Here is a 22,631-nt window from a genome sequence, read left to right on the forward strand (position 1 = left end):
ACGCGACGCGAGAACGCGTCGCCTTCCGCTCCCGGCAAACAGGGGAATCCACATGTGTCTTGCGGTGTTCATCCACCGGCCCGGCAACGAGGACGCGTTCGTCGTCTACGAGACCCGGGACCAATCCATCCATCTGCGGCAGGGCCGGATGGTGACCGCCTCGGGCGAGTCCTACGGCTGCCACTGGCGCGACGATCCGGGTCTGCTGCGCCGGGTCTGGACCATGCGCTTCGGCCGCGACGAGGCGCTGCTCGGCCAGCAGGTACGCGGCGGACTCGACGCCGGCGGCGGCACGTGGGTGGCGGTCAATGAGGACACCGGCCTGTACGCCAAGATTCTCATTGCCCCGACCGTCAGCGGCGAGCTCGGCGAGAGCCCCTCGACGGAGCTGCGCCAGCAGCGAGCCAAGGCCGGGTACGTCACCCGCAGCGGGCTTTGCCTCGACGCGGTGAGCTACCCCAGCGCCGCCGAGGCGATCGCCGGTCTGCGCGCCCTGCCCGCGACGCTTGCCGCCGAGGGCCGCCGCATGCTGCCGTTCTTCCTGCTCGTCGCGGACGCCGAGCACGCCTACGTGGTGCAGCACCACGACCAGGACGACATCGAGGTGCACCCGGTGACGCCGAACGAGGTGCACGTGCTGTCGGTGCGCGGCCTCGACGCGCCGCAGGCGACGCTGACCGGCCTCATCCACGAGCGGTTGGCCGGCCTGCCGGCGCCGGGCGCCGACCCGGTGAGCTGGGATCCGTGGCTCGCCACCTTCGGCCTGGCCGGCTACCTCGACGAGCGGTCCTACCAGGATCCGGCATGGCGAGCGCACCGCATGACCGCGCTGCAACCTCCGTACCTCAACACCACCGACGAGACGCGGCACCGGCGGGCACCATGGCCGGTCGACGTGGATCCGGGCGAGGTCGAGTGGACCAAGAGCACCACGTGCGCGGTACTGGGCCGCCGCAGGGTGCGCGCCCTGCTCTACGAGGAGCGGCACGTCGAGCCCGGCGAGCCGTGGCCGACCGCGATCGCCGACCTGTCGTTCCCGCGGACCTCGTCCGACTACACGGCGGTCGTGACGCCGGTACCGGCATGACGGATCCGATGCTCGCCGACGCACTGGCTCGGCTCGCCGCCGCTCCGCTGGCCGACGGCTTCGCCGAGGCGGTGGCGGCGGCCGCCGGGATGCGCGGCGAGTTTCCCGCGTCCCTGCGGGACCGCCTGTTGGCGCAGGCCGGGGCCAAGCTGGACGCGGAACGCGAGAGCGTCGCTGACGAGATGGCGTACTGCGCGGCGCGGGTGCTGGTGGACCGGCTGGGCGGGACCGCCGACGTGCCGTACCTGCCGGGCGTGCGCATCGACGCCCGCGCCCGGGTGCTCGGTGCGTTCTTCCCCACCCCGCGCCGGGCGGCCGTGGCGCTGCCCGTGGTGGGCACCGGCCCGGCGGCACGCGTGCTGGTCATCCGGCGCAGCGACGTCAACGGGCACACCGGTGCTCCGATGAACGACGCCGGCGAGATCGCCCTGTTCGGTGGCGCCGCCGAGCCGGGCGAGCCGCCGGCGATCACGGCCCTGCGCGAATTCGGGGAGGAGGCCGGCCTCGGCGGGGCCGATGCCGATCCCCGGCTCGACCCGTGGCTGCCGCTGGGCGACTGGCTCACCGAGGGGGGCTACACCGCGTCCGGGTTCGTCCTGCGCGCCACCGCGCCGGTGCTCGCCGACGTGCGGCCGGACCCGCGCGAGGTGTCGGCCGTCGGCCGGCTGCCGCTGGACGCCCTCTTCGACGCCGAACCCGTGGTACGCCCGCATCTGCGCATCGGCCTGGCCCGCGGCCGCCGGCCGGTCTTCGTCGGCTGGTTCGACTCGCCGACGTTCGACGTGGTGGGGGATGACGGCCGGGTCTGGCAGCTCTTCGGGCTGGCCGGAGCCATGACCGCCGCGCTACGCCACCGTTTCGTCTCGGCCGCCGAGTTCGCGGCCGCGCAACAGCGGCGCGCGACGGTCCGGGCACGACGGGCACCGGCCGCCGATCCCCTCGGCGACCACCTGGAACGCGCCTTCCGGGTGCGCGCCTTCCTGCGGCGCGACCTCGCCGTCCCGGCCGCCCCGGTGATCGCCGCGCCGCTGCTCAGCGAGGTCCTCGAGGAGCCGGCCGCCCTGGTGCTGGACGCCACGTTGCCGCTCGGCGGGTCGACCAAGGCACGCGTGGTTGCTGGCGCGTCCTATGCGACCCTCGAGTCCGCCGCCGAGCGCGGCGAACCGACGGACCTGGCCACCCGCTTCGCGGGAGTCACGCTGCTCGCCGCCTCCACCGGCAGCCACGCGCGCAGCGTCGCCGCTCTGGCGGATCTGCTGCGCCGGCGCGGCGCCCGCGACGTCACCTGCGAGTTCTTCGTGTCGGCCGACATACCGGCGAGCAAGCTGGAGCTGCTCACCGCCGCCGGAACGGTCGTGCGGTGCGCCGACTTCAACGACGCCACCGACCGGGCCGTCGCCCGCGAAGCGGAATTGAGCCGGCAGCAACGCCCCGCCGTCTTCCTCGCCTGCGATCCCGACCACCGGCTGAACACCGCGTTCGGACTGTCCGGAATGGACGGCGCGGCGGGCTTCGCCACCCTGCTGCTGGACGTCGTGGATGCGGTCCGGAACGACTGGGCGGCGCTGGGCCTGGCCGAGCCGCGCGTCGGCGAGCTGTGGATACCCACCTCCGGCGGTGCAACGCTGAGCGCCTGCACCGCGTTGTTGACCCGGCTTCCCGGCGGTCCGGTGGACGCGATCACCGGCGTCTACGACGTCGCGGCGCCCTGCCTGCCACACACGCTGAGCGCGGGCGGCCCGGCCCCGGTCGACTGGCGCCACGCGATCAACGGCCTGGCTCAGCCGCACGCCGCGCCGGGCGCGGTCGACGTGCTGCGCGCCACGCCCGTGCCGCTGCTGGGCGTTTCGCTGGCGGCCGCACGCCTGGCCCAGCCCCTCATCGCGCTGGACGCCGGGCTCTGGCCCGAACCAGCCGGCGCGGCGAGTGTCGGCGCCCGGCTCGTGCAGGCGTTTGCCGCCGGCGGCCCGGAGTTCGGCCGGCGGCTTGTCGACCTGGTGAGCAAGCACCCGTCGGCCCGGTTCGCCGCCGACGTCGGGGCGCTGGCCGCCGCGGTGCAGGCCGGTTCCGCGCCGCGAAGTCCTGCGGTACCCAGACAGGCGCGGGCCTACCTGGTGACCGGCGCCGCCGGCCCGCAGCCGAACGGGTTGAGGCGGCCATGACCATCGGCGATCGGCACGTCATCGTGGTGGTGGGCGCCGGGGTGAGCGCCACCGCGTTCCTCGATGCCCTGGGCCGCGGCCTGACCGACATCACGCCCGCCCTCGGCCGGCGGCTGGCCGTCACCGTCGTCGAACGCACCGGCGACTTCGGGCCCGGCCTGCCCTACGGCGGCCAGGCGGCCCCGTTCCACCTGGTCAACCAGGACAGCGGGCTGATGTCACTGCGCGCCGACGACCCCGACGACTTCACCCGCTGGCTCGCCGGACGGCCGGCTCTGCCGGACGGCGTGGCCAGCCGGCACACGTTCGGCGTCTACGCGCGCGAGCGGTTCGAGGCGGCGGTCGGCCGGCTCCGTGAGCTGGGCGTACGGGTGACGCTCGCGAACGACGAGGCCATCGGCGCCCGGCGCGCCGGCGGGCGCCTGCGGATCGACCTGGCCTCGGGTGTGCATCTGGACGTCGACCGGCTGCTGGTGGCGACCGGGCACTGGCAGCCGGAGACCGCCGAACACTGCGCGGCGCTTGACGGCCGATTGCGGGCCGCAGGCACCGGCGGGCTGTTCCTGCCGTGGCCCGCCGACGAGCTGGCCCAGGCGTCCCGCGGGCACCGCACCATCGGGGTGCTGGGGACCTCGCTGACCGCCGTCGACGCCTGCTTCACGATCGCGTACGCACGCGGCCGGTTCCTTCCCGGCGACGACGGCGGCCTGCGGTACCGGCCGCACGAGCCGTACTCCGTCGTGGCCTGTTCCCGCGGCGGCCAGCTGCCCGGGGTCCAGACACCGGCGCCGCCGCCGGGCGGCATCGTCAACCCGTACCTGGCCTGCCGGCCCCTCGCCGAGCTGGGCGAGACGGACGGCGGCTGGACCGCAGCGGCGGCGCGCCGCCGCTTCGACGCGGCCATCGCGTGGACGGGTCACCGTACGGACGAGCCCCGGGACCCGCACGAGCGTCTGCGCGCCGCGATCCGGGCGAGCCGTGCCGCCGAGCCCGCGGCCGGCGCGCACCAGCGCCTGTGCCGCGAGTTCTTCGCCACGCTGTTCTGGATGTACCGGCAGATGCCGGTGGGCGAGCGCCGCGCCGTGTGGCGTACGTTCCTCACCCCGCTGCTCGCCCAGGCGGCCCCCGTGCCGCTGGCGGCCGCGCTGCGGCTCGACGCCCTCTTCACGGCCGGCGTGCTCAGCGTGCGCGCGGGGGTGAGCGCAGTGCGCACCCGGTCCGACCGGTTCGAGCTGACCTTCGCCGATGGCAGTCCGCCGCTGCGGGTGCCGCTGCTGGTCAACGCGGTGAGCCGGAACGGCGGGATCGGCCCCCGCGACGGGTTCGCCGCCAGCGCGGTCGCCGCCGGCGTGCTGCTGGCCGACCCGGTGCTCGGCGTGGCGGTCGAGCCCGACACCTGCTTCGCCCATCACGAACACGGGATCGACCGTCAGGTCACGGTAATGGGCCAGCTCACCCTCGGCTCGCACATCGGCGCGAGCGCGGTGGGCAGTTGCGTGCGCCGGGCAACCGCAATCGTCGCCGGCTGGCTGTCCGACCTTGCCGACCTCGAATCTCGCTGCTGGCCGTCCGGGGCTTCGGCCGCCCGGACGGCACACGAAGGAGTGCTCACATGACCCTGTCCTACTCCGCGCCGCTGGTGCGTACCGCCGTGCCCGGACCACGGAGCAAGGAGCTTCTCGACCGCCAGCAGGTACGCGAGTCCAGTGCCCGTACCTACCCGCGCTACCTGCCGATCGCCATCCGCCGGGCCGCCGGCTCGTACGTCGAGGACCTGGACGGCAACGTGTTCCTCGACTTCCTCGCCGGCGCGGGCGTGCTGTCGTTGGGCCACAACCACCCGCGGGTGGTGGCGGCCGTGCGGGAGCAGCTCGGCGACCTGGTGCACGGCCTGGACTTCCCGACGCCCGCGAAGGACGCGTTCACCGAGGCTCAGCTCGGCATGCTGCCGGGCGACATGGGCGACCGCTTCAAGATCCACTACTGCGGGCCGACCGGCGCCAACGCCGTCGAGGCCGCCCTCAAGCTGGCCAAGATCGCGACAGGTCGCACCGACATCGTCGCGTTCTCCGGCGGCTTCCACGGCAGTACCGCGGGCGCCATGGCGGTCACCGGCAACGTCGGCCCCAAGGCGGCGGTCGGCAACGGCCTGCCGGGCGTGCACTTCTTCCCGTTCTCCTACTGCCGTCGCTGCCCGCTCGGGCTGCGGCCGGAGACCTGCAGCACGAACTGCGCCACCTATCTGCGTTCGGTGCTCACCGACGCCAACGGCGGGGTGCCCCGCCCGGCCGGCGTACTGCTCGAACTCATCCAGGGCGAGGGCGGCTCGGTGGTGGCGACCCGGGAGTTCGTCCGCGAGGTGCGGCAGCTGACCCGCGAACTCGAGATCCCGCTGATCGTCGACGAGGTGCAGACCGGCTGCGGCCGCACCGGCAGCTGGTTCGCCTTCGAGCAGTACGACATCGAGCCGGACATCGTGATCGCCTCCAAGGCGCTCAGCGGCATCGGCCTTCCGGTCTCCGTGCTGCTGTACCGCGGCGACCTGGACCGGTGGAGCCCCGGCGCACACATCGGCACGTTCCGCGGCAACCAGCTCGCCTTCGCGAGCGGTGTCGCGGCGCTGGACTACGTGCGCTCGGCCGACGTGCTGGGCAACGTATGCCGTCGTGGCGCCCAGATCGCGCAGTCGCTCGGCGCGCTCGCCGCACGGGTGCCCGGCATCGCCGAGGTGCGCGGGCGCGGACTGCTCTGGGGCGTCGAGTTCGGCGACACGGACGGCCTGAGCGGGTCGCAGGTGGCTGCCGCGGTGCGGGCGGAGTGTCTGCGCCGCGGTCTGATCGTGGAACTCGGCGGGCGCGACGACTGTGTGCTGCGGCTGCTGCCGCCGCTGACGGTCAGCGAGGCGGAGATCGCCGTCGCCCTCGACATCGTCCACGACGCCGTCGCCGCCGCCTTCCCGCAGCCGTCCCACCGTGACAACCGCGTGCCGGCCCAGGTCCGGTAACGCAGCTGCCTCCTTCACCGATCGGAGAAATCATGCAACGGCACATGCTGAAGTCGAAGATCCACCGCGCCACCGTGACGCAAGCCGATCTGCACTACGTCGGCTCGGTGACGATCGACCGCGACCTGCTCGAGAAGGCCGACATCCGGCCGGGCGAGCAGGTCGCCATCGTCGACATCACCAACGGAGCCCGCCTCGAAACGTACGCCATCGAGGGCGCCGCCGGCAGCGGCGTGATCGGCATCAACGGTGCTGCCGCGCACCTGGTGCACCCCGGCGACCTGGTGATCATCATCTCGTACGCGGTGGTCGACGAGTCCGAGCTGCACCAGCTCGTCCCGCGGATCGTGCACGTCGACGCGGACAACAGGGCGATCGAGATCGGCTCGGACCCGGGCGAGGCCGCACCGGGCGTCATCCTGACCACGGCGGGCTGAGCCGCCATGCTGCTCACTGTCGACATCGGCAACACCAACACAGTGCTGGACCTTTGGGACGGCGCCGAGCTGACGCACTCCTGGCGAGTCACCACCGACCAGCGCACCACCGCCGACGAGATGGCCGTCCGGCTCAACAATCTGTGCCGCGGGACGGTGCCACCGCTCACCGGCATCGCGGTCTGCTCGACCGTGCCGGCCGCACAGCGGGAGATCCGCCTCATGATCTCCCGCTACTACCCGGACGTGCCGGCGCTGACCCTCGACGCCGAGTCGCCGGCGGCTCCCCGGCTCGCCGTCGACCGGCCCGGCGAGGTCGGCAGTGACCGCATCGCCAACGTGCTCGCCGCCCACCACCTCTACGGCGGCCCGACCGTCGTGGTCGACTTCGGCACCTCCACCAACTTCGATGTGGTGGGCTCGGACGGCGAGTTCCTCGGCGGCGTGCTGACCCCGGGCATCGCGATCTCGATGGACGCCTTGGCCGCGAACGCCGCCCGGCTGCGGAAGGTGGAGGCCGCCCGGCCGCCCTCGGTCATCGGCCGCAACACCGAGCACTGCCTGCAATCGGGCCTGGTCTACGGCTTCGCGGCACAGATCGACGGGGTGGTCGGCCGCATCGTGGCGGAACTCGGCGTCAACGTCGCCGCGGTGATCGCCACGGGCGGTCTCGCCCCCGTGGTGATCGCCGAGTCGGCCGCGGTCACCGCACACGAACCCCATCTCACGTCGATCGGCCTGCGGGTCGCCTTCGACCGGGTCTTCTCCATGGCGCGCTGATCGCCGCCGTCCACCGCTGGGAGCACGACATGAGCAATCCGGACGACATCGCCGCGCGGTTGTGCGGCATCGCGTCGGGCATCATCGGCACGACACTGTCCCCCGAGGACGACTTCTACGACGCCGGCGGCACGTACCTGTTCGCGGTCAAGCTCGTCGGTGAGGCGCGCAAGGCCAACCTGACCGGCGTCACCGTGGAGCTGGTGCAGAAGCACCGGACGCTGGCCGCGGTCGCGCGGCACCTGGCGCAGCCCGCCGAGGCCGGTGCCGGCGCCCGCCCGCAGACCATGCAGGAGCTGTGGGAGGGCGCCGGCAGCACCTGGCAGGAGCCGCTGGCCGAGACGGTCGTGCCGCTGATCGAGGGCGAGGGCACACCGTTCTTCTGCGCGCACTGGGGCACCGGCAACATCGAGTTCCTCAGCCGGTTCGCGGCCGCCGCCAGCTTCGACCGCCCGCTGTACGGCATCCGCAGCGGACCGATCGCCCGCCGCGAGCGCCCGCTGCTGTCGGTCCGCGAGCGCGCCGCCCGGCACCTCGCGGAGATCCGGCGTATCCAGCCGCACGGGCCGTACCTGCTCGGCGGCCTCTGCTCCGGTGGGCTGCTCGCCCTGGAACTGGCCGACCTGCTGGTGGCGGACGGTGAGCGGGTCGCCGAGGTGGCGCTGATCAATAGCGTGCCGGCCACCGCTCCGCACAGCTTCGACCCCGGTTGGGGGCTCGACGACCTCTACCGGTTCCGGATGGCCTGGATGCGCCGCAACTTCAAGATCACCAACCCCGCCCAGGCCGCCGAGATCATCATGCCGCAGATCCGAGAGGCGGACTGGTGCGACCGGTCCACCCCGGACACCGACTGGGGTTGGCTGCAACTGGCCTGGGCTGCGCTCGCCCTGTCTCAGGTCCACCACCAGATGCGCCGGTACGACGGACACGCGGCGGTGTTCCAGCAGCCCGACCCGGCCGACGACCCGCGCAACTCGTGGGCGCCCTGGCTCGGCGAGTACGACGAGTACCACTACGCCACCGGGGACACCTACGAGGTCGTCCAGCAGGAGTCGTTCTGGCCCGACCTTCGCAAGGCACTCGACGCGGCCATGGCCCGGGAGTCGGCGTGAGAACGCTGGCGCACCGGCTGCTGCCGCCAAGTGGGCCGCTGCGCGCGTATTCGCTGATCAGCCTTCTCGACGCCGTCGGCACCGGGGTGTTCATGACCGGCAGCGCGGCGTACTTCGTGTTCTACATCGGCCTGCGACCCGCCCAGGTGGGCGTGGGCCTGACCGTCGCGGGGCTGATCGGGCTGCTCACCTCGGTGCCGGCCGGCATGCTCGGCGACCGCTTCGGGCACCGGCGGCTCCTCGTCGCGCTCAACGTGGTGCGGGCCGCCTGCTTCGTGGCCTACATGCTGGTGGGCTCGTTCCCGGCGTTCCTGGTCGTCGTCACGGTCGTGGCCCTGGCCGAGTGCGCCGAGCCACCCAATCGCCGCGCCTACCTCTCGGCCATCTCGACGAAGGAGAGCCGGGTCAAGGCGAACGCCTACAACCGTACGGTCTGGAACATCGGTTTCGCCGTGGGCTCCGCGCTCACCGGCGTCGTGCTGGCACACCAGCACCGTTCCTGGTTCGCGGCTCTGGCGCTTGCCAACGCCGTCTCGTACGTGCTCGCCGCCGTGGTGCTGACCCGGCTCCCGGCGGTTCCCGCGGAGACTCGTGCGGCCGCGGCGCCGGCCTCCGGCGGCCGGGCACTGCGGGACGGCCGGTTCATGACGGCGGCCGGCCTGGCCGGCGTCCTGTACATGAACGCGCAACTCGTGCTGGTTGGCGTGCCCCTGTGGGTGTTGCAGCGCACCGACGCGCCACGACCGATCATCTCGGTCCTGCTGATCTCGAACACCGTCCTGGTGGTGCTCCTGCAGGTGGCCGCGAGCAAGGGCGCGGACACCGCGCGGGGCGCGGCCCGGATGGCCGCCCGCGCCGGCGTCGCACTGTTCTGCGGCTGCCTGCTGTTCGGACTCACGGCCGGGCGGTCCACTGTCGTCGCCGTCGCGTTGCTGCTGGCAGCGATGGCGATCATCACCCTGGGCGAGATCTGGTGCTCCGCCGCGACTTGGGGGATCTCGTACGAGCTGGCCGGCGACGAACGCCAGGGCGAGTATCTGGGCGCCTGGAGCCTGGCGGTCCAGGCCATGCAGGCGCTCGGACCCGTGTTGTTCGCCGCGCCACTGATTCACTTCGGCCTGCTCGGCTGGGCGGTGGTCGGCGCGCTGTTCCTGACCGCCGGGGTGTTGCTGATCCCGGCGACCGCGTGGGCCCACGAACGGCGTCCCGCGCTGAGCACCGCAACCACTGCTGAAAGCGCAACGGTCTGAAATCGAAGGAGACATGACAATGACAGATGAGCCTGCCGTCTACGGTGGCAAGGCCAGCGGCCGTATCCGCACCCGCGACCTGCTGCTCGCCAAGCAGCAGAAGCAGACGTGGTCGATGCTCACCAGCTACGACTGCTACACCGCCGAGATCTTCGACCGGGTCGGCGTACCCGTGCTGCTGGTGGGTGACTCCGCCGCCAACACGGTCTTCGGGCACAGCAGCACCATCCCGGTTACCGTCGACGAGCTGCTGCCGCTGGTGCGGGCCGTGGTGGGAGCGACCAGCCGCGCACTCGTCGTGGGCGACCTGCCGTTCGGTTCGTACGAGCGTGACCCGGGTCAGGCGCTGACGACCGCGGTCCGATTCCTCAAGGAGGGCGGCTGCCAGGCGGTCAAGCTCGAGGGCGGCGCCCGGATGGCGCCGCAGATCGCCAAGCTCGTGGACGCCGGCATCCCGGTCATGGCGCACATCGGCTTCACCCCGCAGAGCGAGCACCAGCTCGGCGGGTTCCGGGTGCAGGGTCGCGGCGAGGATGCCGCGAGCGCCCTGGTCGCCGACGCGCGGGCGGTGGCCGACGCCGGTGCCACGGCGGTTGTCCTCGAGATGGTGCCAGCGGACGTCGCCAAGGAGATCACCGGCCTGCTGGACATCCCGACGATCGGCATCGGAGCGGGTCCCGACTGCGACGCCCAGGTGCTCGTCTGGCAGGACATGCTGGGCCTGCGCCGCGGGCGGCTGCCCCGCTTCGTCAAGCAGTACGCCCAACTGGACGCCGTCATCGAGACGGCGGTCCGCGAGTTCGTCCAGGATGTGCGGCACGGCGCCTTCCCGGCCGCCGAGCACAGCTTCGGCTGAACGGTGTGCACCCTCGTGGTGAGTGTCCGGCGGGATGCGCCCGCACCCGTCCTGATCCTCGCCGTGCGCGACGAGCAACCCGGCCGGGCCTGGCTGCCGCCCGGCCGGCACTGGCCCGACGCGCGAGAGACCGTGGGCGGACTCGACCTGGTCGGCGGGGGCACCTGGCTCTCGGTGAACGGTCCGGTGGAGCACTGCGGCGTCTCGGCCGCCGTTGTGATCAATGGTTTCGGCCCGGCGGCGGGCCGCCACCGGCGCTCCCGCGGTGACCTCCCGCTGCTGGCGGCTCGGGGAACGATGGCCGCCGACCTTCCGGTACGGCGGTACGACCCGTTCCATCTGCTGCGAGCGTGCCGCCACGGCGCGCGCCTGCACAGCTGGGACGGGCGGCGGCTGGAGGAGTGGGAACTGCCGGATGGCACGCATGTGATCACCAACGGAGGTCCGCACGACGTCGTGGACGACCCGTACGTCCCGCCGGCGGCGGTCGCGGCCGAGGCGGCACGGCGCGCCCACTTCCGGCCCCGCCTGGCCGCGGCGCCGCGCCCCGATCCGCGCCCCGATCCGCGCCACCGGACGGCGCTCGCGGCCTGGGGCCCATGGGTCGCCCTGGCCGAGGGCGACGCCCTGCCGCCGGACGACCCGCGCGCTCTGGTGGGCCGCTGGGACTTCGGCGGCGGTCCGTGGCTGACCTCCTCGGTCAGCCTCGTCGCGCTCGGACCCGACCGAGCCCGCTACGACTTCGGCACCGTGCGCGGCCGGAAGGTGTCCTGGAGACGAGTGCCGGTGTGGTCAGGCGCCGGTGAGTTCGCCCAGGTCGGCGACGATGTGGTAGTCGAGGCCTAGGGAAGCGCCGTACATGGCCTTGGTGTTGGCGTGCCCGTAGCCCGCCGATACGATCGCGATCCGCTCGGCCACCGCCAGCTCCAGCGGAGCGACGACGGTCGCCAGCACGTACGCGTCGGAGTTGCCGAGAGCCCCGGCGGCGATGCCGACCTCCTGTAGCTCCAGAACGTCGCCGCCGGCCCGGGCGAAGCACACCGCGAGCAGCGCGCCGTCGTCGTCGGTGACGGTGATGGCGCGAGCCGCCTCGGGCAGTTCCTGCCACCACATCGTCGTGCGAGCCTGCGCCATCCGGGGAGCGTCGGGCGTACCGTTGCGGACGTTGACGTCGGCGAGCAGCTCGGATGCCCGCTCGATCAGGTCTTCGGTCGGGGCCGACACCGTGGTCCGCCAGCCCAGCGACTCCAGGTGCGGCCGCCTGGCCCGCCACAGCGCTCGCACCTTCCGGCCGAGCGTGCCGACGAACTCCTCGACCGAGGTGGCGCCGCCGAGCACGTACTCCGACCACGTGCCGGCGCGGCGCACCACCGCGCCGCGGAACGCGGACGCGATCGCGGCGACCTGATCGGCCGGCACGTTCGGGAAGGCGATCGGCGCGGCACCGTGGTCGGCGGCCAACCGGCCGAGGATGCCGCGCACCGCCTCGTGTTCCTGCTCCGGACGGTTGTCCGGCCGCAGTTGCAGGCCGCCCCGCTGGCGGAGCAGGCTGCCCACCACCAGGCCGTCCCGGTCGGCGGGGAGCAGGTCCCACGCCGGGGTGAGCAGCGCGCTGGACTTCAGGCGCCCCGGGCCGGGCTTGCGAACCACGGCAGCCGCGCGCAGCCGGCCGGCCGCGTTGCCACCCACCAGCCAGCTCTGCCAGCGCCTGCCGGCCAGCGGTTCCGGCCACCGGCGCAGCCCGGAGTCGAAGTTGCGCCACCGCGGACCCTGTAGCAGGGGATGCGACGAGGAGAGGGCCTGACCGCCGTCCTGCGTCACCGGATGCTGCGCCGCCGCCACCAGATGCTCTCCCCGGTCGTCCCGCCGTCGCTTGATCATTCGATGAAGAACAATGCCAAAGCCGCGCGGGCGAGTCAGTCCCATGAGGAACGGACGGGTATGACATTGTTCACCCGCGATGTACGCCGACGCTCCAACGCCGCCGTCGAGCGATCCAGTGTCGTCGATGTACTTCACCGTCGTCATCCCGTCAACCGCCAGAGACGAGGGCGAGAATCGTTGGTAGCAGAGCGGGGGGCGCGGCGATTGTTGACTGGGACCGCGCGTCGTGGACCAGGCCCTCGCGGTCGACGACCTGAGCTCCAGCCTCGCGGGCGATGATCACCCCGGCTGCGGTATCCCACGGCTTATTGGACAGCATGGCGATGGCATCCACCCGGCCGGCGGCCAGCCAAGCCAGATCAATGGCGGCGGATCCGTGCATACGGATCCGCTGGACCTTCGCCGCGAGTCGTTCCGTCATGGCGAACCGCTCGCTGTTCTTCTGTGCGGACCGGTCGCCCACGGCGTAGTCCCCGATGGCCACTACAGCCTCGGAGACCTTCGACGCCAAGCTGACAGTGATCCGCCGGCCATCCACCTCGGCACCGCCACCTTCGACGGCGCAGTATCGCTCTCCGAGAAAGGGGAGATCGATGACACCGAGCACGGGTCGGCCGCTGACGATCAAGCCCAGCGATATGGCGCACAAGGGCGAGCTGTGGACGAAGTTGACCGTGCCGTCCACCGGGTCGAGCGCCCACATCGGGCCATCCGTTGCTCCGCTCGTGCCGTTCTCCTCACCGAGGAAACCGAGGTCAGGGGTCTTCTGGCTGAGGAAGGCGCGCACCTGCTCCTCGATGGCGTAGTCGACCTCGGAGGCCATGTCCCGCTCGCCCTTGGCGGTAAGGACTCCGGGCTGCATCGTGGTCATGATCTCGTGGGCGAGATCGACGGCCCGGTGGGCGATGGGGAGAAGGTCGGCGTAGTCGGTCATCTGGGCTGTCCACCGTCCCAAAGCTCGTCGAAGGTGCGCTCGAAGACGGAGTAGAGACCCCCGGTGGGGAACCGCTTCTTGATCACCATTGTGGGCGACTCGACGCCTCGGGCGTGAGGTAGGTATGGCTGGGCGATGCAGAGCTTCTGGTCGATGATCGTGATGTTGAAGCGGATGGTCTGGTCGTACGTGGCGACCTCGATCCGCTCGCGCAAGTCGGCGGGAAGTCGGTCCCGGACCCTGAGTACGCCTTGCAGGTTGAGCGTGGTGAGGGCGCCGAGCTGCCAAATGGCACGCCAATGGCACGAGCGGCGGTTCCGGGCGTGGCCATGATGAAGGCCCCGGCCCGGGATCGGTGTCCCTACCAGGGCCTTTGTCGTGGAGCGGGTGACGGGAATCGAACCCGCACTGTCAGCTTGGGAAGCTGATGTTCTGCCATTGAACTACACCCGCAGGGCCGCCCCACTGTACCCGATACCCGGCACTCATGGCGCAACCGCCTCACCGCACTCCGGCCAGTGGACGGGATAACCCGGTCGCCGGGTCGTGCCACGTCTGGGTGATCACCCGGGCACGCGGGGCCGTGGGCAGCAGCAACGCACCTGCCGGGCCGTGCCGGCGGACCATGGCGACCTCGATCAGCAGCTCGAACAGGCGCCAGTCCACCGCCGGGGAGGCGTGCAGCTCCGCCGAGAGCCGGGCAACCACCAAGGGGTCGATCACCGGAACAGCGACCCCCGACAGGTACGCCTCGTCGTCGGTCTCCTCCGGCGGGTACGAGTGGAGGGCGTAGCGCCCGTCGCGTTCCAGGTCGTGGCGCTTCGGGGAATCGATGAGGAAGCAGTAGAGCCCCTCGTCGGTGATGACCGGGGAGACCGGGTGCACGCGCGGCCCGCCGTCAGGGCGGACCGTCGCCAGGTAGCCCAGGCCGGGGCCGTACTGCTGCAGGAGCGCGCGGACGGCGGCGGCGAGCCGGGGCTCGGCGGCGGCGAATTGGGACCAGGATGCCATGGGGACATGATATCGAACACACGTTCGACGGAGCCACTGAATGTACTCGTTCGGGCAGGCCGTACAGTGTGGCGATGCTGCTCTCCGACCGTGACCTGGTCTCCGAGATCAAGTCGGGCGATCTGGCCCTGGAGCCGTTCGAGCCGGCGCTGATGCAGCCGTCCAGCATCGATGTGCGGCTGGACCGCTTCTTCCGGGTGTTCAACAACCACCTGTACACGCACATCGACCCGGCGGAGCAGCAGGACGACCTGACCGCCCAGGTCGAGGTGGCCGACGGCGAGGCGTTCGTGCTGCACCCGGGCGAGTTCGTGCTGGCCTCGACGCTGGAGGTCATCACGCTGGGCGACCAGCTCGCGGGGCGGCTCGAGGGCAAGTCCAGCCTCGGGCGGCTGGGGCTGCTGACCCACTCCACGGCGGGCTTCATCGACCCCGGCTTCTCGGGGCACGTCACGCTGGAGCTGTCCAACGTGGCCAATCTGCCCATCAAGCTCTGGCCGGGCATGAAGATCGGCCAGCTGTGCATCTTCCGGCTCTCCTCGCCGGCCGAGCACCCGTACGGATCGGCGGTGTACGGCTCGCGCTACCAGGGGCAGCGCGGCCCGACCCCGAGCCGCAGCTCGCACAACTGGCGCACCTGGCCCACCCCGCGCCCCTGACGGTAGATCCGGGGCGCGAGGACCCCGATCAGGGGATCTCGAGGAAGACGTTGTCGATCTGGCCGGCGTACTGGTCGTTGCCCTTGTTCGGGCCCTTGCCGCCGACGCGCAGCGGCTCGGCGTTCGCGATCGACAGGGTGCGCGGGACGGGCACCGAGGCACGCTCCACGCCGTCGACCATGATGGTCAGGCGGGCGGCCGAGCGTTCGCAGGTGAGCTCGTGCCACGACCCGTCGGCGACGTTCAGGGCGGGCTCCGCCCGGTAGATGCGGCCCTGGCCGACCACCACGCAGCTGGGGTGCCCCAGCTGGTGATCCACCTGGAGCTTGAACTGGCTCACCCCGCCGACCGAGTACCCCTTCTGGAGTACGTTCGCACCGTCGGCGAGGTCGGCGCGGCTCATGAGGACCGAGGCTCCGTACCGCAGTGGGCGGGTTCCGGGGTTCAGCGTGTCGTCGCGTTCGCCTTCCAGGATGGCGCGCGGGCAGTCCCGTTCGTGGGGCAGCTGGCATCGCTGCGGGAACGCGACCGCGAGCCCCAGGCCCTGCGGCACGAGCGACAGCCTGCCGCCGTTCTGGCCGAGGACGCGCAGCTCGTGGCCGCCGGTGGTGTCGGTGACCGGATGGCCCACCCCGGCGTCGAAGGTGTAGTGCACCGAGACCGGCCCGGTGCCCACCAGCACCGCGCCGGTCCGGGCGGTCGGCGCCGCGGACTCGCCGAGCGGAAGCACACCCGGGGCGGGCGGGGACACGAGGGCGAACGCGGGCTGTGCCCCCGGACCGGGGGACGGGTCCGGGCGGGTCGCGAGATGGCCGGCGCCGAGCAGCCCCGCCGCGAGGATGCCGGCGGCGGCGATGGCGCCCAGCGGGCCGATCCGCCGAGCCATCCGTCGGTTGTCAGGCATTCCCCTATTGTCCGGATGCGCCCGGCCCGCGCTACCCGCACCCCCGGCGATGGCGGCCAGGAGCGGCGAACTACCCCTACGCGGTCGGCCGAACGGCGGGTTCCCCGACCACGGCGTGCAGGACGTCGTCCAGCGTCAGCACACCCAGCGGCACCCGGCCGTCGCTGACCAGCATGATGTGCAGCCGATCGCGGCGCATCGCCAGCAGCAGGTCGGCGAGCGACCGCTCCGGCGGCACCACCGCCAGCGGGCGGACGATCTCCGCCGGGACGGGCTCGTGCCGCCGCGCCGCGTCGTCATCCAGCAGGTCCTTGATGTGTACGAAGCCGAGCACCCGCCGAGTGCCCCGCTGCACCACCGGGAACCGGGACCGGCCACTCTGGGTCGCCAGTGCCTCCAGCGTGGCGGGGGTGACGTCGTCCGGCACCGTGATGGTCTTCGACCAGGCCCGCAGCGCATCCCCGGCGGTGCGGTCGGCCAGCCCCAGCGCGGCGTGGATCCGGGCGTACTGTTCCGAGCCGAGCAGGCCCTCGCTGCGCGCCTGGGTGACCATGCCGGCCAGTTCCTCGGCGGTGAACACGGTCTTCACCGCGTCGGTCGCCTCGATCTTCCACAGTGCCAGCACGGCCCGCGCGGCCCACCGCATCGCGGTCAGCACCGGCTTGGTGGCCACGCAGAAGGCCAGCATGTACGGGCCCAGCCACAGCGCGGAGCGTTCCGGGCCGGCCAGCGTGATGTTCTTCGGCACCATCTCGCCGACCACGGTGTGCAGGAACACCACGACGGCCAGGGCGATGACGAACGCCACCGGGTGCACCGCGTTGTCCGGGAAGCCCAGCGCCTGGAACGGGACCTCCAGCAGGTGCGCCAGCGCCGGTTCGGCGATCGCGCCCAGGCCCAGCGAGCAGATCGTGATGCCGAGCTGCGCCCCCGCGATCATCAACGGGATCTGGTTCATCGCGGACAGTGCCCAGCGGGCCCGCTTGCTGGTGGCCGCCAACGGCTCCAGCGCGGTACGCCGCGACGCGATCAGCGCGAACTCGCCGCCGACGAAGGTCGCGTTGCCCAGCAGCAGCACGGCCGCGATGATCAGCTCACTCATCGTCGGGCTCCGGCGGGGCGACCACGCGCACCTGCTCGATGCGGTGGCGGTCGACCTCCATGACGGTGAACTCCCAGCCGTCATAGACCAGGCACTCGCCCGGCACCGGGATGTGGCCCAGCCGGGACAGCAGGAACCCGGCCAGCGTCTCGTACGGGCCCTCGGGCAGGGCGAAGCCGGTCTGCTCGGCCGTCTCGTCCTCGCGCAGCAGCCCGTCGACCAGGAACGTGCGTTCGCCGCCGGGCGCCGTCAGCTCGGCGCTGCCGGTCTCGGCGAAGCCGTCCTCCTCCGTGTCGTACTCGTCGGCGATGTTGCCGACCAGTTCCTCGATGAGGTCCTCGACCGTGACCACGCCGTCCGTGCCGCCGTACTCGTCGACCACGATGGCCAGATCGGCGTCGGCGGCGCGCAGGGCGGCCAGCACCTTGTCGAGGTCGAGGCTCTCCGGGACGTACACCGGTTCGCGGGCCACCGTGGAGACCGCGGTGGCGGCGCGGCGCTCGGGCGGCACCCCGAGCGCGTCGGGCACCCCGGCCACTCCCATGACGATGTCCAGGGTGTTCTCGTACACGGGAAAGCGGGTGTGGCCGGTCTCCCGGGCCAGGGCGATGAGGTCGGCGACGCTGGCCGTGGTTTTCAGCGCGACCACGTCCACGCGCGGGGTCATCGCCTTCGCGGCCCGCTTCTCCCCGAAGCGGATGGTGCGCCGCAGCAGGGTGGCGGTCTCGGTGGGCAGCGCCCCGGCGCGGGCGCTGATCGCGGCCAGCAGGCCCAGCTCCTCCGGGGAGCGGGCGCTGGCCAGTTCCTCCTGCGGCTCGATGCCCATGCGGCGGACCAGCCAGTTCGCCGAGCCGTTGAGCGCGGCGATCACCCAGGTGAGCAGCTGGGAAAAGCGGCGCAGCGGCCCGGCGGTGGCGAGGGCGACCCGCATGGGCCGGGCCAGGGCGGCGTTCTTCGGTACGAGCTCGCCGAACAGCATGGACAGCAATGTCGCCACGACCAGCGCCAGGACGTGCGAGACCGTTTCCGTGGCGCCGCGCGCCAGCGGCTCGACCAGCGGAACGAACAGCTTGGACAGGGCGGGCTCGGCCAGGTAGCCGGTGAGCAGCGCGGTGATCGTGATGCCGAGCTGGGCGCCGGAGAGCTGGAAGGACAGCTCCCGCAGTGCCTGCCGGACCGTACGCGCCCGGCGGTCACCGCGATCCGCGCGCTGGTCGATCTCGACGCGGTCAACCGTGACGAGCCCGAACTCGGCCGCCACGAAGAACGCGTTGCCCACCGTCAGCAGCGCGAAAGCCACCAGCGGGAGCGCCGCGGTCAGGAACAGGCCGTCCATTATCGGTTATCTCACCTCGGCACTCATTGTGCCGGACCGCGGCCACGGACCGTGAGGGCCTATGCCGATGACGCGTCGCCCTTGATGGAGCGCAGTAGCACCGAGGCGACGTCGACAACCTCGACGTTGTCCTGTTCGCCCTTTCCGGTCACGCCGTCGCTGATCATCGTGTAGCAGAACGGGCAGCCCACCGCGATCGTCTTCGCGCCGGTGGCCAGGGCCTCCTCGCTGCGCTCCACGTTGATGCGCTTGCCGATCTTCTCCTCCATGTACATGCGGGCGCCACCGGCGCCACAGCAGAAGGAGCGCTCGGAGTTGCGCGGCATCTCCTTGAGACCGCCTTCGATCGCCGTGCCGAGCACCTCACGCGGCGCCTCGAACACCCGGTTGTGGCGCCCGAGGTAGCACGGGTCGTGGTAGGTGACTCCGCCGTCGACCGGCTGGACCGGGGTGAGCTTGCCCTCGGCGACCAGGTGGGCCAGCAGCTGGGTGTGGTGCACGACCTCGAACTTGCCGCCTACCTGCTCGTACTCGTTGCCCAGGGTGTTGAAGCAGTGCGGGCAGGTGGCGACGATCTTCTTCGTCGGCCGGTCGCCGAACGCCTCGTTGAGGGTCTCGACGTTCTGCTGGGCGAGCATCTGGAAGACGAACTCGTTGCCGATGCGCCGGGCCGGGTCACCCGAGCAGGTCTCGCCCTCGCCGAGGATCGCGTAGTTCACCCCGGCCTCGTGCAGGAGCGTGGCCACCGCCCGGGTGGTCTTCTTGGCCCGGTCCTCGAACGCGCCCGCGCAGCCGACCCAGAACAGATACTCGAAGTCCTCCACCTCGCCGACCCGGGGCACCTCGAAGTCCAGGCCCTTGGTCCAGTCCTCGCGGGTGTTCTGCGGGGCACCCCACGGGTTGCCCTTGTTCTCCAGGTTGCGCAGCATGACGCCGGCCTCGGCGGGGAAGCTCGACTCGATGAGCACCTGGTAGCGGCGCATGTCGACGATGTGGTCGACGTGCTCGATGTCCACCGGGCACTGCTCCACGCAGGCGCCGCAGGTGGTGCAGGACCACAGTACGTCCGGGTCGATGACGCCCTGCTCGTCGACGCCGCCGATCAGCGGGCGCTCCGACTCGGCCATCGCCAGTACGTCGACGCCCTTGAGCTGGTCCTCGGTCGCCTTCTCCTCGCCGGTCAGGTCCTTGCCGCCACCCGCCAGCAGGTACGGCGCCTTCGCGTACGCGTGGTCGCGCAGCGAGAGCACCAGCAGCTTCGGCGACAGCGGCTTGCCGGTGTTCCAGGCGGGGCACTGCGACTGGCAGCGGCCGCACTCGGTGCAGGTGGAGAAGTCGAGCAGCCCCTTCCAGGTGAACTGTTCGACGTGCGCGACCCCGAACTGGTCCTTCTCCGGGTCGGCCTCCTCGAAGTCCAGCGGCTTGCCCGCGCTGGTCATCGGCTTCAGGGCGCCCAGGCCGGAACCGGCGGGCTTGTCCGGGGAGCGCTTGAAGAAGATGTTGAAGAACGCCAGGAAGCGGTGCCAGGCGACACCCATGGTGACGTTGAGCGAGACGACGATGAGCCAGGTCATCGAGATGCAGATCTTGATCAGCGCGACGATCGTCGCCCCGGCCTCCCAGTCCGGCAGGACCCCGCCGATGGCATGGCTGACCGGGGCGGCCCAGACGGGGAACTCCAGGTGGCCGGTGGCTGCCTTGAAGCCGCGGATGAGGAAGCCGCAGACCAGGACCGCGACGATGATCCACTCGACGAAGTAGCCCTGCCACATGGTCGAGCCGGTGAACCGGGACAGGCCACGGCCGCGGCCCGGCCGGTTGCGCAGCCGGATGGCGATCAGCACCGCGATGCCGATGACGCCCAGCACCCCGATGATCTCGGTGACCAGACCGAACACCGTGAGGTCGCCGACCAGCGGCAGCCCCAAATCGGGGTCGACCACCTCGAAGTACGCCTCGACGACCAGCAGCGAGAGGACGATGAACGCCACCATGACGAACCAGTGGGCCGCACCGACCACGCCCCACTTGAGCATCCGGGTGTGTCCGGCGGTCTCCTTGAGCATGGTCACCGTGCGGGTGCCCTTGCCCTCGAAGCGGCCCGGGTCCGGCTGGCCGAGGCGGATGACGGCGGTCATCTTCAGCACCGCGCGCACCGCCAGGGATACGGCGACCACCGTGATGGCGGCCGCCAGGACGGTGGCGACGATCTGGACAGCGTGCATCTGCGTTGCGCCCTTCTCGGTGCGGCTTGCGGGAGCCGCCCCATGTTACCCACGAGTAATGCTTTTGCACCGTGGCGTGTGCCGCAATCCCTCAAGTCGCCCCGCCGCGCCGCCCCCAGCGCGAAAGCGCACCCCGAGCGGGTGCCGGGGTGCGCAGTCGATCAGATCGGGAGGGCTGACGCTATCGTCCGGGTCCCCGACGTGGCGCCAGCGGGACGGTCACCGCCAGCGGGACAGGATGCCGAGCGAGGCCACCATGCACCCGAAACCGATGGCCAGGTTCCAGTACTGCCACGCCGCGACCGGGTACTGCTGCTCGGACAGGTAATAGACCACCAGCCAGCTGATACCGATGACGATGAGGGCGACCGCGCTGGCCGGGACCCACACCGGACTCGGCTTCTTGGACTGCGCCGTCGTCGACGGGCGGATGTCCGTCGGCGGGGTGTAAACCTTCTTCTTGCGAACCTGTGACTTCGGCACGGTGGTCTCCTGAGGGCAACAAGTGGCGAACGACCCACCGCTGAGCGGCTCCGGGGACCCCGAACGCTGCCCGTGGCGAATAGTGTTCGGCAGTTAGCGTAGTCAAGTCCGCGCCGGTGCAGGCACCGGCCGGGGCACAAAGATGTCCGGCGGCGGCGTACGAACCGGTCAATCGGCGATTCGGAGGAGGACACCGGCGTGGAGTACACCACGGGCACCCCCTCGTGGCGACTCGTCCTGCGGCGGGCGATTCGCGGTCTGCGCCCACGCCGGGTCGGCCAGCGCCAGCGCGGGTGGTCCGTCGGCGTACCCCTGATCGCGCTCGCGGCCGGGCTGCTCTTCACCACCTCCGCGCGGACGGCGGACGGCACCGCGCTGCGCGACGACCGGCGCCCGCAGCTGGCCCAGCTCATCGCGGACAAGCGGGAGCGGCTGGCCGGGCGGGAGCGGCAGGCCGCGACCCTGCGCGCGGAGGTCGACCAGTCGGCCGGTCAGCTCGCCGAGGTGGATCAGCCGGTCAAGCACGCGCGGCAGCTGGCCGACTCGCAGCGCGCGGCGGCGGGCTTCACCACGGTACGGGGCCCCGGGCTCACCGTGGTGCTCAACGACTCGTCCCGGCGCGACGCGGGCACGGGCCCGAATGCCCCGGGCAATGACGATCTGGTCGTCCACCAGGGCGATGTGCAGGCGGTTGTCAACGCGCTGTGGGCCGGTGGGGCCGAGGCAATGTCGATCATGGATGTCCGCGTGATCTCCACCAGCGCGGTACGCTGTGTCGGCAACACCCTGCTGCTCCACGGCCAGGTGTTCTCACCACCGTTCAAGATCACTGCGATCGGCGAACCCACAGCGCTGCATCACGCGTTGGAATCGGCGGAAGGTGTCCAACAATTCCGCGATGCGGTCGCCGACTTCGGCCTCGGCTATCAGGAAACCGTCGAAGGGAACGTGACAGTGCGGGCGTACGACGGGTCGAGTGACCTCCGATCCGCGCGGGTTGCCGAGTGATGGTCCCCCCGGAGTACCCGGAGGGTGCCCCGAGCTCCGGACGGCACCGCGCTCCCGATGGTGACGCACACACGGCGTACATTCCACGCGTTTCGGATTCGGCTCCGGGCGGGGTGCCCGGCGGGCCACTCGATCCGCCACTCGGGCTCGGCGTCACGATCTCCCCCGATCCGGACCACCCGAGCGCCCCCGAGCCACCGGCTGTCACCCCGTGGGAGCAGCCCCGAGGTCGGGGCGGGGTACCCGGCATGCGCGGCGCGCACCCGGTGGTCGGCGCGGCCTCCGTCCCGCCGCCACCCGCCACACCACCGACCGGCCCCACCGCGCCGCACGGCGTCGCGCCGCATGCGGCGTCGCTGCACAATGCCCCTCCGCACGCTGCTGCGCCGCACCT

The 22,631-nt window shown here is 71.8% G+C and carries 21 protein-coding genes and 1 tRNA gene; 12 read left to right on the forward strand and 10 right to left on the reverse strand.

Going from position 1 to position 22,631, the window contains the following annotated elements; all coding sequences use genetic code 11:
• Positions 1-52: 52 nt before the first annotated feature.
• The 10 genes from EV385_RS33895 to EV385_RS13520 are packed head-to-tail and all read left to right on the forward strand — an operon-like array spanning position 53 to position 11,537.
• Entirely contained in the window at positions 53-1,087 is a 1,035-nt protein-coding gene (locus tag EV385_RS33895) for a hypothetical protein (protein ID WP_165449470.1), read from the forward strand.
• Positions 1,084-3,249: a pyridoxal-phosphate dependent enzyme gene (locus EV385_RS13480; RefSeq protein WP_165449471.1), complete on the forward strand. Its 2,166-nt coding sequence runs from the start codon at positions 1,084-1,086 to the stop codon at positions 3,247-3,249. The genes EV385_RS33895 and EV385_RS13480 overlap by 4 nt, the downstream gene beginning before the upstream one ends.
• Complete coding sequence (locus EV385_RS13485; protein ID WP_130509785.1) at positions 3,246-4,865, forward strand: FAD/NAD(P)-binding protein; 1,620 nt, start codon at positions 3,246-3,248, stop codon at positions 4,863-4,865. Before EV385_RS13480 ends, EV385_RS13485 begins: the two co-directional genes overlap by 4 nt.
• A complete protein-coding gene (locus EV385_RS13490; RefSeq protein ID WP_130509786.1) occupies positions 4,862-6,253 on the forward strand; it encodes an aspartate aminotransferase family protein in 1,392 nt (463 codons plus the stop codon). Before EV385_RS13485 ends, EV385_RS13490 begins: the two co-directional genes overlap by 4 nt.
• Before the next feature lie 32 nt (positions 6,254-6,285).
• A complete protein-coding gene (gene panD / locus EV385_RS13495) occupies positions 6,286-6,690 on the forward strand; it encodes an aspartate 1-decarboxylase (protein WP_130509787.1) in 405 nt (134 codons plus the stop codon).
• Positions 6,691-6,696: 6 nt separating this feature from the next.
• A complete protein-coding gene (locus EV385_RS13500) occupies positions 6,697-7,470 on the forward strand; it encodes a type III pantothenate kinase (protein WP_130509788.1) in 774 nt (257 codons plus the stop codon).
• Between the two features lie 29 nt (positions 7,471-7,499).
• The gene (locus EV385_RS13505; protein ID WP_130509789.1) at positions 7,500-8,585 is read left to right on the forward strand and encodes a thioesterase domain-containing protein; all 1,086 of its coding nucleotides are present in this window, start codon (positions 7,500-7,502) and stop codon (positions 8,583-8,585) included.
• Positions 8,582-9,835, forward strand: a complete 1,254-nt coding sequence (locus EV385_RS13510; protein ID WP_130509790.1) for an MFS transporter — start codon at positions 8,582-8,584, stop codon at positions 9,833-9,835. Before EV385_RS13505 ends, EV385_RS13510 begins: the two co-directional genes overlap by 4 nt.
• Positions 9,836-9,854: 19 nt before the next feature.
• Positions 9,855-10,691, forward strand: coding sequence for a 3-methyl-2-oxobutanoate hydroxymethyltransferase (panB, locus tag EV385_RS13515; protein ID WP_130509791.1), 837 nt, complete (start codon positions 9,855-9,857; stop codon positions 10,689-10,691).
• Positions 10,692-10,709: 18 nt separating this feature from the next.
• Complete coding sequence (locus tag EV385_RS13520; protein ID WP_207229823.1) at positions 10,710-11,537, forward strand: NRDE family protein; 828 nt, start codon at positions 10,710-10,712, stop codon at positions 11,535-11,537.
• Here the strand turns inward: EV385_RS13520 and EV385_RS13525 are convergent.
• The 5 genes from EV385_RS13525 to EV385_RS13545 all read right to left on the reverse strand — a co-directional run bounded on the left by EV385_RS13525 (position 11,484) and on the right by EV385_RS13545 (position 14,520).
• Positions 11,484-12,572 carry a hypothetical protein gene (locus EV385_RS13525; protein ID WP_130509793.1) on the reverse strand — a complete coding sequence of 363 codons (1,089 nt, stop codon included), beginning with the start codon at positions 12,570-12,572 and terminating at the stop codon, positions 11,484-11,486. The two genes, EV385_RS13520 and EV385_RS13525, sit on opposite strands and share 54 nt — an antisense overlap.
• A gap of 151 nt (positions 12,573-12,723) precedes the next feature.
• The gene (locus tag EV385_RS13530) at positions 12,724-13,509 is read right to left on the reverse strand and encodes an inositol monophosphatase family protein (RefSeq protein ID WP_130509794.1); all 786 of its coding nucleotides are present in this window, start codon (positions 13,507-13,509) and stop codon (positions 12,724-12,726) included.
• Positions 13,506-13,907 (reverse strand): DUF5919 domain-containing protein, encoded by a 402-nt coding sequence (locus EV385_RS13535; protein ID WP_341273992.1) that lies wholly within the window; start codon positions 13,905-13,907, stop codon positions 13,506-13,508. The genes EV385_RS13530 and EV385_RS13535 overlap by 4 nt, the downstream gene beginning before the upstream one ends.
• Positions 13,889-13,962, reverse strand: a tRNA-Gly gene (locus EV385_RS13540). Before EV385_RS13540 ends, EV385_RS13535 begins: the two co-directional genes overlap by 19 nt.
• A gap of 48 nt (positions 13,963-14,010) precedes the next feature.
• Positions 14,011-14,520, reverse strand: a complete 510-nt coding sequence (locus EV385_RS13545) for a pyridoxamine 5'-phosphate oxidase family protein (protein WP_130509796.1) — start codon at positions 14,518-14,520, stop codon at positions 14,011-14,013.
• 74 nt (positions 14,521-14,594) lie between these two features.
• Here EV385_RS13545 and dcd point away from each other — a divergent pair, with 74 nt between their 5' ends.
• Entirely contained in the window at positions 14,595-15,179 is a 585-nt protein-coding gene (dcd, locus tag EV385_RS13550) for a dCTP deaminase (protein WP_130509797.1), read from the forward strand.
• A 28-nt stretch (positions 15,180-15,207) separates the two neighbouring features.
• Here dcd and EV385_RS13555 read toward each other — a convergent pair whose 3' ends face one another.
• The 5 genes from EV385_RS13555 to EV385_RS13575 all read right to left on the reverse strand — a co-directional run bounded on the left by EV385_RS13555 (position 15,208) and on the right by EV385_RS13575 (position 21,229).
• A complete protein-coding gene (locus EV385_RS13555; protein ID WP_242624863.1) occupies positions 15,208-16,083 on the reverse strand; it encodes a LamG-like jellyroll fold domain-containing protein in 876 nt (291 codons plus the stop codon).
• A 76-nt stretch (positions 16,084-16,159) separates the two neighbouring features.
• A complete protein-coding gene (locus EV385_RS13560) occupies positions 16,160-17,185 on the reverse strand; it encodes a hemolysin family protein (RefSeq protein WP_130509798.1) in 1,026 nt (341 codons plus the stop codon).
• Positions 17,178-18,521, reverse strand: coding sequence for a hemolysin family protein (locus tag EV385_RS13565; RefSeq protein ID WP_130509799.1), 1,344 nt, complete (start codon positions 18,519-18,521; stop codon positions 17,178-17,180). Before EV385_RS13565 ends, EV385_RS13560 begins: the two co-directional genes overlap by 8 nt.
• Before the next feature lie 59 nt (positions 18,522-18,580).
• Positions 18,581-20,746 (reverse strand): (Fe-S)-binding protein, encoded by a 2,166-nt coding sequence (locus EV385_RS13570; protein WP_130509800.1) that lies wholly within the window; start codon positions 20,744-20,746, stop codon positions 18,581-18,583.
• A 219-nt stretch (positions 20,747-20,965) separates the two neighbouring features.
• Positions 20,966-21,229 (reverse strand): cell division protein CrgA, encoded by a 264-nt coding sequence (locus tag EV385_RS13575; RefSeq protein ID WP_130509801.1) that lies wholly within the window; start codon positions 21,227-21,229, stop codon positions 20,966-20,968.
• A 198-nt stretch (positions 21,230-21,427) separates the two neighbouring features.
• Between EV385_RS13575 and EV385_RS13580 the strand changes: the two genes are divergently transcribed.
• Positions 21,428-22,237, forward strand: coding sequence for a DUF881 domain-containing protein (locus tag EV385_RS13580; RefSeq protein WP_130509802.1), 810 nt, complete (start codon positions 21,428-21,430; stop codon positions 22,235-22,237).
• Positions 22,238-22,631: the final 394 nt, after the last annotated feature.

Source organism: Krasilnikovia cinnamomea, assembly GCF_004217545.1.
GTDB classification, from domain to species: domain Bacteria; phylum Actinomycetota; class Actinomycetes; order Mycobacteriales; family Micromonosporaceae; genus Actinoplanes; species Actinoplanes cinnamomeus.

What these genes read in the sequence shown, in the direction of transcription:
- EV385_RS33895 (WP_165449470.1), top strand. Translation starts at nt 53, where the DNA reads ATGTGTCTTGCGGTGTTCATCCACCGGCCCGGCAACGAGGACGCGTTC.
- EV385_RS13480 (WP_165449471.1), top strand. Translation starts at nt 1,084, where the DNA reads ATGACGGATCCGATGCTCGCCGACGCACTGGCTCGGCTCGCCGCCGCT.
- EV385_RS13485 (WP_130509785.1), top strand. Translation starts at nt 3,246, where the DNA reads ATGACCATCGGCGATCGGCACGTCATCGTGGTGGTGGGCGCCGGGGTG.
- EV385_RS13490 (WP_130509786.1), top strand. Translation starts at nt 4,862, where the DNA reads ATGACCCTGTCCTACTCCGCGCCGCTGGTGCGTACCGCCGTGCCCGGA.
- panD (WP_130509787.1), top strand. Translation starts at nt 6,286, where the DNA reads ATGCAACGGCACATGCTGAAGTCGAAGATCCACCGCGCCACCGTGACG.
- EV385_RS13500 (WP_130509788.1), top strand. Translation starts at nt 6,697, where the DNA reads ATGCTGCTCACTGTCGACATCGGCAACACCAACACAGTGCTGGACCTT.
- EV385_RS13505 (WP_130509789.1), top strand. Translation starts at nt 7,500, where the DNA reads ATGAGCAATCCGGACGACATCGCCGCGCGGTTGTGCGGCATCGCGTCG.
- panB (WP_130509791.1), top strand. Translation starts at nt 9,855, where the DNA reads ATGACAGATGAGCCTGCCGTCTACGGTGGCAAGGCCAGCGGCCGTATC.
- EV385_RS13525 (WP_130509793.1), bottom strand. Translation starts at nt 12,572, where the DNA reads ATGATCAAGCGACGGCGGGACGACCGGGGAGAGCATCTGGTGGCGGCG.
- EV385_RS13530 (WP_130509794.1), bottom strand. Translation starts at nt 13,509, where the DNA reads ATGACCGACTACGCCGACCTTCTCCCCATCGCCCACCGGGCCGTCGAT.
- EV385_RS13545 (WP_130509796.1), bottom strand. Translation starts at nt 14,520, where the DNA reads ATGGCATCCTGGTCCCAATTCGCCGCCGCCGAGCCCCGGCTCGCCGCC.
- dcd (WP_130509797.1), top strand. Translation starts at nt 14,595, where the DNA reads ATGCTGCTCTCCGACCGTGACCTGGTCTCCGAGATCAAGTCGGGCGAT.
- EV385_RS13555 (WP_242624863.1), bottom strand. Translation starts at nt 16,083, where the DNA reads ATGCCTGACAACCGACGGATGGCTCGGCGGATCGGCCCGCTGGGCGCC.
- EV385_RS13560 (WP_130509798.1), bottom strand. Translation starts at nt 17,185, where the DNA reads ATGAGTGAGCTGATCATCGCGGCCGTGCTGCTGCTGGGCAACGCGACC.
- EV385_RS13565 (WP_130509799.1), bottom strand. Translation starts at nt 18,521, where the DNA reads ATGGACGGCCTGTTCCTGACCGCGGCGCTCCCGCTGGTGGCTTTCGCG.
- EV385_RS13570 (WP_130509800.1), bottom strand. Translation starts at nt 20,746, where the DNA reads ATGCACGCTGTCCAGATCGTCGCCACCGTCCTGGCGGCCGCCATCACG.